Here is a 14,938-nt window from a genome sequence, read left to right on the forward strand (position 1 = left end):
CCCTTGACCGGCGTTCGGTAGGTGCTCTAGGCTTCAAGATAACCTGATATACCAGTCGGATACTAAGGGGTTCCGGCGGCCTGGACCGTGGTCCTGCGCGCCGGAAATCCCGCCGAACGGTGCAGGGATCAACTTCCATGCGTCCCGAACGAGGGGAAACCCCATTGATCTCCAATGAAACTGTCAGCAGCTACCTTGAGCGGCTTGCCTCGGGCGCCCCGACGCCAGGAGGGGGCGCGGCCGCGGGCCTGCATGCGGCGCAGGGCGCGGCATTGGTGTCCATGGTTGCCGAATTCACTTCCGGACCGCGGTACGCGGACGTCCAGGAACAGGCCCAGCAGATTTCCGAGCATGCCCGGCTGCTGATGCGCCAGGGGCTCTTCGCCGCTCAGGAAGACGAAAGGCTGTTCGGCGCCCTGGGTGCCGCGTACAAGCTGCCCAAGGAAAGCAGCGAGCAGAAGTCGGAGCGCAGCGCGGCAATTCAAAACGCCACCATCGCCGCCGCCGCACCGCTGGTCTCTACCGTCGAGGCCTCCATTGAGGTCATCAAGCTGGGCCAGCGCCTGCTGCCCATTGGCAACCGATCGGTTCTCAGCGACGTGGCCGCCGCGGCCGAAGCTGCCCGGGCGGCCTTGGCTACCGCGCTGGCCACCCTGGAAATGAACATCAGCTCAATCAAGGACATCGCCCAGCGCGACCGGCTGGTCCAGGCGGCCAGCCAGGCCAGTGAGGCGATCGCCCACGCCGAAGAGCTCAGCGCGCACGCCCGTGCGGTGGTGGCAGCATGACGGCACGCAATTTAGCCGGGCAGCCGGTGGCTGAAGCGATCCGCGCCCGCACCGCAGAACTGGTGGTGCGCATGGCCAGCGAGGGCACCAGTGTCCGGATCGCGGTCGTGCTGGCCACCGATAACGAGGCCACCGCCTGGTATGTGCGCTCGATCGAACGGGCCGCCGCGCAGCTCGGGGTGGACTGCCAGGTCGTGGACCTGACCGGGTCCGGCCAGGAGCAGCTGTCCGAAGCGATCACCGCCTTGAACGAGGACAGTTCGGTGCACGGAATCATCTTGCAGACCCCGTTGCCGCCAGGGGTGGATGCCGCGGCGCTGGTGGCGCTGATCGACCCGGCCAAGGACATTGACGGGGCCAATCCGCTGAGCCTGGGACGGCTCAGTGTCGGCCAGCCGGCCTTCGCCCCGGCTACCGCACGCTCGGTCATCGAGATCCTGGAGCACTACCGGATCCCGCTGCCCGGGCAGCATGTCGCGGTGGTCGGACGCTCTGCGGTGGTGGGCAAGCCGTTGGCCCAGCTGCTGCTGCAGCGCGATGCCACGGTGAGCATCTGCCATTCGAGGACCGTCGATCTGGCCCAGTTAACGAAGTCCGCCGCGGTGGTCGTCATGGCCGTGGGCAAGGCGAACCTGCTTACCGGCAGTGAGGTGGATGAAACCTCCGTGGTGATCGATGTCGGAACCAATGTCAACGCTGAAGGCAAGCTGGTGGGGGACGTCCATGCGGCATCGGTGCGCCCGCTGGTGCGGGCCCTGAGCCCGGTTCCGGGGGGCGTGGGCACGGTAACCACGGCGTTGCTGGTCCTTCATGCCGCGCAAGCCGCGGAGGCAAGCCTGCAGGCGGCCCCGGCGAAGGGAGCGCGCATGGCCGGACGCCGGTAGCTGGCTGGCCGGTGTTCCGGGTTCCGCTGCGGGCAAGCCAGCGTGCAGCGGAACCCGGAATGCCGGAACCGCAATTGCCATGGCGAAGCGAATTACGTGCACAGTGCACGCCGGAGGGGAACATGAACTGGGATCTGCCGCCGGCCAGATGCACCACGTGCCGCCGCCGCATCATCGATTGGGAGGTTGATGATGCGGTGGCTTTCTGCTGCCCGCCGGTTTTAGTTCGCCCGGGTTAATGCCGCTGGCCTGGCGATTTCTCCCCGGGCTCCCTTGCGTCTACCTTCGCTCGGAAACGGGCGCCAGGGCGTTCAAGGCCGCCTCGGATGCGGCCCCGCTGGGAGCGTTGCCGCGCAAGCACTGGATAGCTTCGCCAGTATGTCACGTAGGGAATTTTGGTGCCCGGAAGGCAGTTCAACCAAAGGGGATAGCTGCTGCGAAGAGCGGCAGGCACCCGCAATGCCGGACTTTGCTGAAGGGAAATGGAATGCCAACGCTGGGAATCATCGGAAGCGGGAATATCGGATCTGCAATCGCCCGATTGGCCGTTGCCGCGAATGTGAACGTGGTGATTGCGAATTCCCGCGGAGTCCAATCGCTGCAGGAACTCGTGGCCGAGCTGGGGCCGCTGGCCGCAGCCGGCACGGTTCAAGAGGTGGCCGAAGCGGGCGAAGCCGTGGTGCTGTCCATTCCGCTCGCTGCGGTACGTGAGCTGCCAGCCGGGTTGCTGCGCGGCAAGACAGTGCTGGACACCAGCAACTACTATCCATCCAGGGATGGACGCATTGCCGAACTCGACAGCGGGACGATGACGACCAGCGAACTGGTGGCGAGCTGGCTCGATGGTGCTCGCTATGTCAAAGCCTTCGGCAACATCCTGGCCCACCACATTCCGCTGCTGGCCCGTCCCGCCGAGGCTGCTGGCCGCTCTGCGCTTCCCATTGCCTCCGATGATTCCCAAGCGAAGGAGCAAGCAGCAGCAATCATCGAACGCCTCGGCTTCGATACGCTGGACGCGGGCGCGCTCGCGGAAACGTGGAAATTCGAGCCCGAATCCGCCGGATATACGCGCATCTACCTGGCGGATTCCACGACCCCGGATGACCAGCTGCTTTCCTCGATTCCAGCGCCAACACCAGCGGACCAGGTCAAGGCAGCACTGGATTCCGCGGCTCGCGTGAATGTTCCCGAACGCGCCTTCTGAGCGGCCCGTTGCCCTCCAGCGGAAGGCCATCCGCGGCCGCTATCGGCAGGCCACCCCTATTAAGAGGCATGAATGCATGGCGTACCGCCTCGGCGTGCAGGCAGCCACGCAGGTTAACGACGACAGGCCGGGCACCGCTCGCATGAGCGGTGCCCGGCCCCGGGTACGTGCGTATAGCCGCTAGCTGGCCGAAGTGGCCAGCGAAACTCCGCGCAAGCGGTCCATCTGCGGATCGTACAGCGGATCATCGACCACGGTGGCGGCAATCTGCTTGCCGAAGTACTCGATCGCCACCGGGTCTCCGGTTTCCACCGAGATCGGCAGCCACGCGTAGGCGATCGGCTTGCGGACCGTGTATCCGTAGGCGGCGCTGGTGACGTAGCCGGAAGGCTTGCCATCCACGTAGACCGGTTCCTTGCCCAGGACCATGGACACGCCATCATCCACGGTCAGGCAGCGCAGGCGCTTGGTGGCCGCCGCGGCACGTTCGGCCAGCGCCGACTTGCCCACGAAGTCCGCGGTCTTGGCGGCCTTCACCGCGAAGCCCAAACCGGCCTGTTCCGGTTCGTGCTCGCTGGTCATATCGGTGCCGAAGGAGCGGAAGCCCTTCTCCAGCCGCATGGAGTTGAACGCCTCGCGCCCGCCGGCAATGATGCCGTGCTCCTGCCCGGCTTCGAAGATCGCATCCCAGAGCTTGGCGCTGACATCCGCCGAGGCGTAGAGCTCCCAGCCGAATTCGCCCACGTAGGACAGGCGCATCGCGGTGACCGGGATGCCGGCGATGGAGATCTGCTTGGTGCGGAAGTACTTCAGCCCCTCGTTGCCCATATCATCGCCGCTGATCTTGGCCATGACCTGTGGGGCCAGCGGGCCCCACAGGCCGATGCAGGAAGTCCCGGCGGTGATATCGCGAACTGCCACCCACTGGCCCGGGTTGGCCTCATTGAACTTGCGCGCTTCGCGGTCCAGGTAGGCGACATCCACGTTGGAGTTGATGCCGGCCTGGTAGACCTGTTCGGAGAGCCGGGCCACGGTGATGTCGCTGGTGATGCCGCCGGCATGGTCCAGCAGCAGGGTGTAGCTGACCATGCCCGGGGCACGCAGCATATTCGCCGTGGTCAAGCCCTGGAGCATCGGCCCGGCACCGGGGCCGGTGACTTCCACGCGCTTGAGCGGGGTCATGTCGAACATGGCCACCGCGGTGCGGGTCTTCCAGGCTTCCACCGCGGCAATCGGCGAGTGGAACTTGCTTGACCAGCTGTCGCGCTCCGGGGCCGCCCACTCCGCCGGCAATTCATCGAGCAGCGCCGCGTTGGCCTCGTACCAGTGCGGGCGCTCCCAGCCGGTGCCCTCCAGGAAGAAGGCGCCCAGCTTTTGCTGGCGGGAGTAGAACGGGCTGGTGCGCACGGCGCGGGGCTTGGTGCGCGGTTCCAGCGGGTGGCGGACATCGTAGATTTCCACGAAGTTCTGCTGCGAGGTCTCGCTGACGTACTCCTTGGTGGTTTGCACGTCCTCGAAGCGGTTCAGGTCGCAGTCGCTCAGGTCCGTCGTGGAGGTGCCGGTGGTGATCAGCTCGGCCACGGCCTTGGCGATGCCCGGCGCGTGGGTCACCCACACAGCCTCGGCCGCGTAGAAGCCGTCCACTTCCCTGGACTGGCCTACCAGCGAGCCGCCGTCCGGGGTGAAGGAGAAGATGCCGTTGAAGCCGCGCTGGATCCGGGTGTTGCGCAGATCCGGCAGCAGCTCCTGGCTGGCTTCCCATTCGGCGGCGAAGTCCTGCGGGGTGAATTCCAGCGAGGAAGGCATCCGCTCGTGGGTGATCTCTTCCGGGCGGTAGGCCTGCAAGGTGTCCAGGTCCACCGGCATCGGGCGGTGGGCGTAGGAGCCGATGCCGATGCGATCTCCCCACTCGCGGTAGTAGAGGTCGCGGTCCTGGTAGCGCAGGATCGGGCGGCTGGCACCGGCCGGCAGCTCGTTGACGCCGGCCAGCGACGGGGCCGGGGTGCTCCAGGCGAACTGGTGGCCCAGCGGCAGCAGCGGGATCGAGGTGCCCACCATCTTGCCGATATTCGGTCCCCAGAAGCCGGCGCAGGAGACCACGATGTCCGCTGCGAAGCGCTCCTCGCCGCAGATGACCGCGGCGACCTTGCCGCCGGAGACCTCAATATCGGTGACGATGGTGCGGTCGCGGAACTCGACTCCCGCGGCCTTGGCGCGTTCCATGACCAGCGCGGTGCCCTTGGCGGCCAGGGCCAGGCCGTCGCCCGGGGTGAACAGGCCGCCCAGGACCTTCTCCGGGTTGAGCATCGGGAACTTCGCCAGGCAGGCGGCGGCGTCGATGACTTCGGCGTCGACCCCGTAGGAGCGGTTCCAGCCGGCGCGGCGATGCAGGTCGGCCAGGCGCTCATCGGTGGTGGCGATTTCCAGCCCGCCCACCGGGAGGAAGGAGCCGCGCCCGTCGGCGCCCACCAGGCCGGTGAGCTTCTCGATGGTGTACTGCGCGAATTCGGTCATGGACTTGGACGGGTTGGACGAGAAGACCAGGCCCGGGGCGTGCGAGGTGGAGCCGCCGGGAAGATCCAGCGGACCCTGCTCGATGACCAGGGTATTGGTGTGGCCCAGCGCGGCCAGTTCGTCTGCGAGGTTGGCGCCGACGATGCCGGCGCCGATGATGACGATCCGAGGGGAAAGACGGGACATGGGGACTCCTTGAAAGCTGATGGTGTGGTGGTGGCCGGCGCGCTAGGCGTCGATGACCAGGTCCGATTGGGCGGTGGAGCAGCAGGGCAGGAATTTCCCGGCCGCGATTTCACGGGCGCGGATACCGCCCTGGTGGTTCATCGCCACCTCGCCTTCGAGCTTGACGACCTTGCACGAGCCGCACATGCCCTCCTGGCAGTTGGCGCCGATGCGCACCCCGGCCCGCTGGGCGACACCCAGGATGTGCTCCTGGGAACTGATCCGGACAGTCACCGCGGTGCGCAGGAAGGTCATGGTCAGCTCGCCTTCGCCCACGGTGGGGAAGGAAGCGGTATCCGGCGGGTCCTGCGCGGGAACCAGCGGCGCGGCTGGCGGCAGCGGGGCATTGGAATCGACCGCCACCAGCTTCTGGCCGCTGGCCTCGATGGTGCCGCTCTGGTCGTACTCGGGTTCGTACATCCCCAGCTCCGGCGGCTGGCTCTCGTAGAACTCCTCCACGGATTCGGCCACCTCCTCGGCGATGGACCCGGCCAGAGCGATTTCCTCCTGGTATTCGAGCAGCGTCTTGCGGTCCCCGGAGAAGAACTCCATGAACACCGAGGTGTCATCCACCCCGGCCTCGCGCAGCAGCTGGGTGGCCGAATTCAGGTAGCCTTCCGGCCCGCAGGCGAACACCTTGCGGCCATTGGCATCCGGGGCCACCGCGTCGATCATCGCCGTGGTCAGCCGCCCGGCAAAGCCCTTCCAGCTCTTGGGCTTGGCCCGGTCGCCCAGCGAGTAGAACACCTTGATCCGCGAATCGACCTGCGCGATGTATTCCAGCTCGGGCCAGAAGGCGAAGTCCCCGGGCACGGTGCCGTGGCAGAGCACCACCACATCGGCCTGGCCGGGCAGCGAGTGGATGGTGCGCACCATCGACATGATCGGGGTGATCCCGGCTCCGGCCGCAAGGAACAGGTAGCGGGCGCGCCGGTCGGAATCGCCCAGGTGGAAGGCGCCCACCGGGCCGAGCATCTCCAGCACCATGCCCGGACGCAGGTTCTCATGCGCCCAGGAGGAGACCAGGCCCTTGGGATCGCGCTTGATGCTGACATTGAAGGTCCAGGGCACGGTGGGCGCGCTGGAAATCGAGTAGCTGCGGTCCACCGGGTCCTGGTCTTCGCCGTGCACCGGGAAGGCGACGTTCAGGTACTGCCCGGCGCGGAAGGCCAGCGGGGCGCCGTCGGCGCGGCGGAAGACGAAGGTCATCAGCCCGCCGGCTTCCTCGATGGTCTGCACGCATTCGGCCAGGAACTCCTGGGGGTGCCATGGTCCCAGCGCGCGGGCCGCGCTCGCCGGGCCTTCCTGGGAACTGAGGACCCGGTTCCACGGCATTTCCAGCCCGCGGATGCGCTGGGCCGCTACGCTCGATGCCAGCTGGGCGCCTGCGCTCATGCCAGGTGCTCCAGCACGCGCTGGGTGTACCAGTTGATGAACGCCTCGACCTGGTATTCGCTCTTCATGTACGGGCCCGGCTGGTAGGCGGGGCTGGCTGCGCCCTTCTGGCACAGCTCGACGAAGGCCTTGTCCTGCAGGTTGGTCTGCTTCCAGGTGTGGGTGAGCTTCTCCAGATCGTAGTCGTCTCCTTCGACCGCGTCATCGGCCACCAGCCAGGTGGTGCGCACCAGGGTCTGGTGCTCGTTGATCGGGAAGGCGGCGAAGGTGATCACGTGGTCGGACTGGAAATGGAACCAGCTGTTGGGCTGCAGGTGCATGGAGCAGCGGCCCAACCGGAAGTCGCGCAGCTCGCCGAGCAGCTTCTTGGACAGGCGGTGCCCGTCGGCGGAGAAGGATTCCCCGTCGCCGTCCAGGGATTCGCGGGAGATGCGGATGCCGGCGATGCGGGTGTCCAGCTGCTCCACGACCTCGTAGGGCAATCCGTAGCGGCGGCAGCGTTCCTCCAGGGCCGCCTGGGCTTGCTGGTTGCGCTCCCATACCTCTTCCAGGTGCGGCGGAACGGTGTCGTCGCTCAGCCCCCAGGTGGGGAACAGCGAGCAGGCCAGCTCGGGGTGCCCGTCGCAGTGGTAGCACTCGCGGTTGTTCTCCATCACCAGCTTCCAGTTGCCCTCCTCGATGATGTCCTGCTGGTAGGCGACCTTGGCGCGGGCGATATCGTGCGGGGCCAGGTAGGGCTCGAAGATGCCGGCGACCTCGTCGAAGTCCGCCGGCGGTTCCTGGGCCAGGGAAACGAAGACCAGCCCGGCGTGGACCCGGCCGTGGGCGCGCTTGAGCGCGAAGCAGCTCTTGTCGAACTTGCCTTCGCCCGGGGCGGAGGCGTGGATCAGGTCCCCTTCGGGGGAGTAGGTCCACGAGTGGTAGCCGCAGACCAGGTTCCCGGTGCTGCCCGAGGCTTCGGTGAGCACGCGGGCGCCGCGGTGCCGGCAGACGTTGTGCAGCACGTTGACCCCGCCCTCCTCGGTGCGCAGCACGATCAGCGAATGCGGCCCGTAGTCCACAGTGACGTAGTCCCCGGGCTCGGGGATCTCGGCAATGCTCGCGGCGAACAGCCAGTGGGTCCCGAAGATGGCCTGCATTTCGACATCGAATACTGAGGGGTCGGTGTACAGCGGGGCTTCGAGCGAGTAGCCCTTGCGCCGGTTGCGGAAGAGTTCGGTGATCTCGGCGAGCTGTTCTTGGTTCACCGACGTAGCGAGCTTCCCACGCGTAGTGCGCGGTGCGCTTACCGAAGCGGTCATCTGTTACTCCTTGGAACACGACGCGGCTGGCGTCCTCGGGCTGTGGTTGCGCGGGCCGATGTGAGGCCGGTCACCGCATGAATCGAGACTAGGAAGAAATAGTCGGCAAGAAAAGCGCAAGAAATTGAACGGAACCGTGCACAATTGGTGCATGATCGATCCACGCTTCGCCACCCTGCGGGTCTTCTCCTCCACGGGCTCGGTAGCGCGCACCGCGGAACTGACCGGCTACTCGGCCTCGGCGGTCTCCGCGCAGCTGCGCGAACTGCAGCGCACCCTGGGCATCAAGCTGATCACCAAGGAGGGCCGCGGGGTGCGGCTGACCTCCGCGGGCCGGCATTTCGTTGCGGGCCTGGACGGGATTGTGACGCAATGGGAGCTGCTCGCGGCGTCCGCGCGCAACGCCTCCGGGCAGGTGCAGGGGCAGTTCGGCCTGGGCGGTTTCTCCACCGCTGCCGCGCAGCTGCTTGCCCCGCTGGCCGCGAACCTGCGAGCCACTCGGCCCGATACCGAAGTGCAGCTGATCGAAGCGCAGCCGCAGCGCTGCCTGGACTTGCTGCTCGCGGAGCGGATCGACCTGGCCGTGATCGTGGCCAGCCAGACGTCCGGGGGTTCTGCCGCCAGGGACCGGTTCGAGCAGACCGTGCTGCTCGATGACCCGCTGGATGTGGTGCTGCCCGCCACGCACCGGCTGGCGCAGCACAAGTCCGTGGCCCTGGAGGACCTGGCCGATGACCCGTGGATCTCGGAATCCGGGCAGTCGGTCTACCGGGCGCTGTTCGTTGCCGCCTTCACTTCGCTGGGGGTCACCCCGCATATCGCCCACGAGGCGGTGGAGTGGGAAACCATGATCGCGTTCATCGGGGCGGGCCTGGGCGTGGGGCTGCTGCCCCGGCTGGCCACCCTGGGCGATGCGCAGAACGTGGTGCGCCGCCGGATTTCCGGGGCGGCCAAGCCCTCGCGGCGCATCGTGGCGGTGACCCGCAAGGGCAGCCGCGGCTCGCCGCTGATCGAGGAATCCCTGGATATCCTGCAGCGCACCGCCAAGGACATCATTTCCCTGCGCTCGGCCGAGGAACTGGACGGGTAGCCGGTCGCTGGCGGGCTGCCGGACCCGGCGGATTTCAGGCCGGGCTATTGACATGGATCACATCCAGTGGTCAGACTTGGGCACATCCGATTTGGTATCCAACTGATATTTCAAGGAAGTGGTCCGCTATGGGCAACTTGGCAGTAAGCTACGCCGGGGCAGGCAAGGTCGAGCTGATCGACACCCCGTACCCCGAATTCGAATTGAAGGACGGGCCCGGGGTCCACCCGGCAAACGTCGGGCGGCAGGTGCACCACGGGGTCATCCTGCGCACCATCGCCACCAACATCTGCGGTTCGGACCAGCACATGGTCCGCGGCCGCACCACCGCGCCCGTCGGGTTGGTGCTGGGCCACGAGATCACCGGCGAAGTGGTGGAAGTAGGCCGCGATGTGGAATTCCTCAAGGTCGGCGACGTCGTCTCGGTGCCCTTCAACATCTCCTGCGGCCGCTGCCGCAACTGCAAGGTCGGGCAAACCGGCATCTGCCTGAACGTCAATCCCGACCGCCCCGGTTCCGCCTACGGCTACGTGGACATGGGCGGCTGGGTGGGTGGCCAGGCCGAATACGTGCTGGTGCCCTACGCTGACTGGAACGCCCTGAAATTCCCCGACCGCGACCAGGCCATGGAGAAGATCCTGGACCTGGCCATGCTCTCGGACATCTTCCCGACCGGCTACCACGGAGCCATCGGCGCCGGGGTCACCGTCGGCTCCACCGTCTATGTCGCCGGCGCCGGCCCGGTGGGCCTGGCCGCGGCCACCTCCGCGCAGCTGCTGGGTGCGGCCACCGTGATTGTCGGGGACCTGAACGCCGACCGGCTGGCCCAGGCGCGCAGCTTCGGCTGCGAGACCGTGGACGTCTCGCAGGGCGACCCGGCCGAGCAGATCGCCCAGATCCTGGGCGTGCCCGAGGTCGACTGCGGCATCGACGCAGTGGGCTTCGAAGCGCGCGGGCACGGGCACGACGCTGGCAAGGAGCAGCCTGCCACGGTGCTCAATTCGCTGATGGAAATCACCCGTGCCGGCGGCAGCCTGGGCATCCCGGGACTCTATGTCACCGGGGATCCGGGCGCCGAGGACGAAGCGGCCAAGGTCGGTTCGCTGTCCATGCGCTTCGGCCTGGGCTTCGCCAAGTCCCACACCTTCGTCACGGGCCAGTGCCCGGTGATGAAGTACCACCGCGGGCTGATGCAGGCGATCCTCTCGGACAAGGTCTCGATTGCCAAGAACGTCAACGCCACGGCCATTGGCTTGGACCGGGCCCCGCAGGGCTACGCGGCCTTCGACGAAGGCGCCGCGCAGAAGTTCGTGCTCGACCCGCACGGGCTGATCCGCGCTTGACGCGCATTTAACCGCTGCCCGCCGTGCCGGCCGGGAACAATTCCCGGCCTGCACGGCGCACTTCCGGCCGGCTCTTGAGCCCGGCCGATTTGCCGGCCCCGGCCACCACTCACGAGCAAACCCGGGACCCCGGCTGATTCGGCGCGCCCGCATTCCCCTGCCGGCCCGCCACCTATTGCCTTTATTGAAGGAAACCGAAATGAAACGCACTGAGCAACCCGTGAACGACCTGGTCAGCGAGCTGCACTCGGCTCGCCGGCGCCGGCCCAGAAGATACCTGTCCTCCGGCACCGACTACTGGGTCTTCGGCATTGCCGGACTCCTCGCCCTGGCGTTCATCGCCTGGGGCTTCGCTTCGCCCGAAGGGCTGGGCTCCGCGGCCGGGAAGGCCCTCGACTGGGTGATTACAAACACCGGCTGGGTCTTCGTGATCGCCGCGACCGTTTTCACCCTGTTCGTGCTGGTGGTCGCGGCCAAGAGCTTCGGGCGCATCCCGCTGGGCAAGGACGGGGAGAAGCCGCAGTTCAGCACGGTTTCCTGGATCTCGATGATGTTCGCCACCGGCATGGGCATCGGGCTGGTCTTCTACGGGGTGGGCGAACCGCTGTACTTCTACATGTCTCCGCCGCCGGAAACCGTGGGCGGGCAGACCTCGGCCGCGGTGGGCACGGCCATGGGCACCACCATGTTCCACTGGACGCTGTTCCCCTGGGCCATGTACGCGATTGTCGGGCTGGGCATGGCCTACGGCAGCTTCCGGCTGGGCCGCCCGCAGCTGTTCTCCTCGATGTTCACCTCGATCTTCGGCGAAAGGGTCGTCCACGGCTGGGGCGGGAAGACGATCAACATCCTGGCTATCCTGGCCACGCTTTTCGGCTCGGCCTGCTCGCTGGGGCTCGGCGCGCTGCAGATCGGCGGCGGCATCCAGTCCGCCGGGCTGCTGTCCTCGGTGGGTTCGGGGGTCCTGGTACTGATCATTGCGGTGCTCACCGCCTTGTTCGTGGCCTCGGCCGTCTCCGGAATCGAGCGCGGCATCCAGTGGCTGTCCAATATCAACATGGTGCTGGCGGTGATCCTGGCGCTGATCGTGTTCATCGGCGGGCCGACGCTGTTCATCCTGAACGTGATTCCCAATGCGGTGGGCTCCTTCATCGCGGATCTGCCGGAAATGGCATCGCGGACCGCGGCTTCCGGGGACGGCGACATGGCCGCCTGGCTTTCCTCCTGGACCATCTTCTACTGGGCCTGGTGGGTTTCCTGGACCCCGTTCGTGGGCCTGTTCATCGCGCGGATCTCGCGCGGGCGCAGCATCCGCCAGTTCGTCACCGGGGTGCTGCTGGTACCTTCCACCGTCACGCTGTTCTGGTTCGCCATCTTCGGCGGCGGCGCCATCGGCCTGCAGGAGCGGGCCGAGCGCAACGGGGATATGGGTCAGGCGCTGGCCCAGATGGTGGACGGGGCCCCGGACATCGACTTCAACTCGGTGCTCTTCGAGCTGCTGGGCGCACTGCCATTCCCCGAATGGTTCTCCATTGCGCTGATGGCTCTGGCCGTGGTGCTGATTGCCATCTTCTTCGTCACCGGGGCGGACTCCGCCTCGATCGTGATGGGCGCGCTGAGCGAACGCGGCGCGCAGGAGCCCTCGAAGAAGTCGGTGGTCTTCTGGGGCGTCTCGGTGGGAGCGGTGGCCGCGGTCATGCTGCTGGCCGGCGGGGACCATCCGGCGGCGGCCCTGAACGGGCTGAAGAACATCACCATCGTCTCGGCGCTGCCCTTCGTGCTGGTGATGCTGTTGCTGTGCGTGGCGCTGTGGAAGGACCTGTGCCGTGATCCGCTGGTGCTGCGCGGCAAGGTGGCGATGGAGGTGCTGGAGCAGGCGGTGGATGACGGAATCGACCGCCACGAAGGCGAGCAGTTCAGCCTGATGACCAGGGAGAACTCCATTGTGGCCGCGTCGGGCCTGCCGGCTGGAGACCGGCCGGAGCCGGTGGCCCAGGAGCTGGAAGCCCCGGTGCGCGAACCGCAGCCGCGGCCCGAAACTGATCTGGAACCCGAGGGCGCCGGCCGCTAGCGGCCGGTTCGCGTCCCCGGCATCCAGCTAGGGGGCGCGGCGCAGGGCCTGCTCGAAGTGGGCCACATGCTCGGAGACCAGCCGCGCTGCCAGCTGCGCGTCGCCGTCGAGGATGGCGCGCAGCAGGGCCGAATGCTCGGAAATGTGCTCTGCGATCGGAGGCATCTGGTCGATGACCAGGCACCAGATCCGGGTCACCAGATTATCCAGGCGCACCAGGGTTTCCTCCAGGTACTTGTTGGCCGCCGCTTTGTAGATGAGCCGGTGGATGCGCACATCCAGCAACAGCAGCGAACGCTGGTCCAGGGCGGGATCCAGGGCATCGATCTGCTGCAGGTAACTGGCCAGCTGCTCGCGGATCTGCGGGTCCTTGTTCGCGGCCGCGTTGCGCGCGGCCAGCGGCTCGAGCACCTGGCGCATTTCGGAGATGTAGTTCAGCTCATGGAAATCCACGGCCGTGGCGAAGGTGCCGCGGCGCGGATAGGACACCACCAGATGGTCGGTTTCCAGCCGCTTGAGAGCCTCGCGCATCGGGGTGCGCCCAATGCCCAGTTCTTCGGCCAGCTGCGGCTCGTGGATCGGGTGCGTCGGAGCGATTTCGAGCAGCACCAGCCGGTCGCGCAATGCGTTGTAGGCTCGATCAGCCATCGAGCCTTGCTCGGTGGCGGCGCTGGTCAGTTCGGTGGGCCTTGGCATATCGCTCTCTATCACTGTTCAAAAATCAATTGCCGACACACAAAGAGTATCTCCCCGGCTTCGATTTGGGCGCTTTTCCTGTGCCGATGCGCTCAACAGCCCTTGGCTTGCCGGCCAGCGGCAGAGCGGAAAACCGTACTGGGGGCTTTGGGAAAGGCGCCAGGAAGAACCGCCGGAAAAGTTGTTGACGCTGTGTTGAAGCACACATAGTATTGTGATCATCAATTGATATATCAGTATCCGGCCAGAGGTTGGCGAGTCTGCCCGCAGCTGCTTCCGAAGGCAGGGGCGGCGCGCAGTTCCGCTGGGAAAACTCAGACCGGACGGCTTTGAATCCGCGGCGCAGAGCACTGCGCGGAAGCCAGGTGCAACCGCATGAAAATCCCCCGAAAAACCACTACGAGCCATGGCGAAGCTAATGCCATCTCGGCGAAACCAAGGAGCGGCACGATGACCGAACCGAACAACAAGTATGTCCTGACCCTCACCTGCGCCGAGCGCCCGGGCATCGTGCATGCGGTCACCGGGTTGCTGCTCAAGCACCATGGCGACATCCGGGAGCTCAAGCAGCATGACGACCAGCTTTCCGGGACGCTCTTCATGCGCATCGAATTCGAGGTCGCCGCGGCGGAGGATATCCCCGCTGAGATCGCCGAACTCGAGTCGGGCCTCGGCCAACTCGCCGATGAGCACCAGGCGACCTGGGGTTTGCGCCCGGCCGGCAACAAGAAGCGCGTGGTGGTGATGGTCTCCAAGTTCGGTCACTGCCTGCACGACCTGCTGTTCCGCGCCCGGATGGGGGAGCTGCCGGTGGAGATCGCGGCAGTAGTCTCCAACCACCCAGACCACCGGCAGCAGGTCGAGTGGAACGGGATTCCGTTCTTCCATATTCCTGTCACCCCTGAGACCAAGCCCGAGGCCGAGTCCAAGCTGATGGACCTGGTGGAGCGCTTCGAGGTGGATCTGGTGGTGCTGGCCCGCTACATGCAGGTGCTCTCCGATGATCTCACCCGCAAGCTCACCGGCCGGGCCATCAACATCCACCATTCGTTCCTGCCCTCCTTTAAGGGGGCCAAGCCCTACCACCAGGCCTTCGAACGCGGGGTGAAGACCGTGGGCGCCACGGCGCACTACGTGAATTCGGAGTTGGACGAGGGACCGATCATCACCCAGCGCGTCCAGGAAGTGGACCACAGCTACGCGCCCGAGCACCTGGTGGCCGCCGGACGCGATACCGAGTGCAAAGCCCTGTCCGATGCGGTGCGCTGGCACTGCGAAGACCGGGTCTTCCTCAGCGGCTCGCGCACCGTGGTGCTGCGCTAGCACCCTCCGGGCCAAAGGCCCCGGCGGGGATTCGACGGACATCATATGACGATGCCCGCCGAACCCGGCCGGGGCCTTTGCTGTTGCCCGCCGTTTGGGCCCGG

11 protein-coding genes are annotated in these 14,938 nt (G+C 66.6%); 7 read left to right on the forward strand and 4 right to left on the reverse strand.

From position 1 onward, the window contains the following. Positions 1–137: 137 nt before the first annotated feature. The 3 genes from CQ012_RS12530 to CQ012_RS12540 all read left to right on the forward strand — a co-directional run bounded on the left by CQ012_RS12530 (position 138) and on the right by CQ012_RS12540 (position 2,876). Positions 138–788, forward strand: a complete 651-nt coding sequence (locus CQ012_RS12530) for a cyclodeaminase/cyclohydrolase family protein (protein ID WP_105658913.1) — start codon at positions 138–140, stop codon at positions 786–788. Next, a complete protein-coding gene (locus CQ012_RS12535; protein WP_105662325.1) occupies positions 785–1,672 on the forward strand; it encodes a bifunctional 5,10-methylenetetrahydrofolate dehydrogenase/5,10-methenyltetrahydrofolate cyclohydrolase in 888 nt (295 codons plus the stop codon). Before CQ012_RS12530 ends, CQ012_RS12535 begins: the two co-directional genes overlap by 4 nt. Before the next feature lie 487 nt (positions 1,673–2,159). Further along, the gene (locus CQ012_RS12540; protein ID WP_105662326.1) at positions 2,160–2,876 is read left to right on the forward strand and encodes an NADPH-dependent F420 reductase; all 717 of its coding nucleotides are present in this window, start codon (positions 2,160–2,162) and stop codon (positions 2,874–2,876) included. Between the two features lie 180 nt (positions 2,877–3,056). On the opposite strand, the gene CQ012_RS12545 is transcribed toward CQ012_RS12540, so the two are convergent. Genes CQ012_RS12545 through CQ012_RS12555 form a run of 3 tightly spaced genes read right to left on the reverse strand, consistent with a single transcriptional unit; the run spans position 3,057 to position 8,311 of the window. Continuing rightward, entirely contained in the window at positions 3,057–5,576 is a 2,520-nt protein-coding gene (locus CQ012_RS12545; RefSeq protein WP_105662327.1) for a GcvT family protein, read from the reverse strand. A 42-nt stretch (positions 5,577–5,618) separates the two neighbouring features. Further along, a complete protein-coding gene (locus CQ012_RS12550; protein ID WP_105662328.1) occupies positions 5,619–7,010 on the reverse strand; it encodes a flavin reductase family protein in 1,392 nt (463 codons plus the stop codon). After that, positions 7,007–8,311, reverse strand: coding sequence for an aromatic ring-hydroxylating oxygenase subunit alpha (locus tag CQ012_RS12555; protein ID WP_105662329.1), 1,305 nt, complete (start codon positions 8,309–8,311; stop codon positions 7,007–7,009). The genes CQ012_RS12550 and CQ012_RS12555 overlap by 4 nt, the downstream gene beginning before the upstream one ends. 151 nt (positions 8,312–8,462) lie before the next feature. On the opposite strand from CQ012_RS12555, the gene CQ012_RS12560 reads away from it, so the two are divergent. From CQ012_RS12560 to CQ012_RS12570, 3 genes are all read left to right on the forward strand, one after another. Then, a complete protein-coding gene (locus CQ012_RS12560; protein WP_105662330.1) occupies positions 8,463–9,401 on the forward strand; it encodes a LysR family transcriptional regulator in 939 nt (312 codons plus the stop codon). Between the two features lie 128 nt (positions 9,402–9,529). Next, on the forward strand, positions 9,530–10,744 hold the full coding sequence (gene fdhA, locus CQ012_RS12565) for a formaldehyde dehydrogenase, glutathione-independent (RefSeq protein ID WP_105658920.1): 1,215 nt from the start codon (positions 9,530–9,532) through the stop codon (positions 10,742–10,744). 199 nt (positions 10,745–10,943) lie between these two features. Continuing rightward, a complete protein-coding gene (locus CQ012_RS12570) occupies positions 10,944–12,815 on the forward strand; it encodes a BCCT family transporter (protein WP_105662331.1) in 1,872 nt (623 codons plus the stop codon). 27 nt (positions 12,816–12,842) lie between these two features. Here the strand turns inward: CQ012_RS12570 and CQ012_RS12575 are convergent, their stop codons facing one another. Further along, positions 12,843–13,511 carry a GntR family transcriptional regulator gene (locus CQ012_RS12575; RefSeq protein ID WP_105658922.1) on the reverse strand — a complete coding sequence of 223 codons (669 nt, stop codon included), beginning with the start codon at positions 13,509–13,511 and terminating at the stop codon, positions 12,843–12,845. 450 nt (positions 13,512–13,961) lie between these two features. Here CQ012_RS12575 and purU point away from each other — a divergent pair, with 450 nt between their 5' ends. Then, the gene (gene purU, locus CQ012_RS12580) at positions 13,962–14,834 is read left to right on the forward strand and encodes a formyltetrahydrofolate deformylase (RefSeq protein WP_105658923.1); all 873 of its coding nucleotides are present in this window, start codon (positions 13,962–13,964) and stop codon (positions 14,832–14,834) included. The last annotated feature ends 104 nt before the right edge of the window (positions 14,835–14,938 follow it).

The organism is Arthrobacter sp. MYb214 (assembly GCF_002979865.1).
Classification (GTDB): Bacteria; Actinomycetota; Actinomycetes; order Actinomycetales; family Micrococcaceae; genus Glutamicibacter.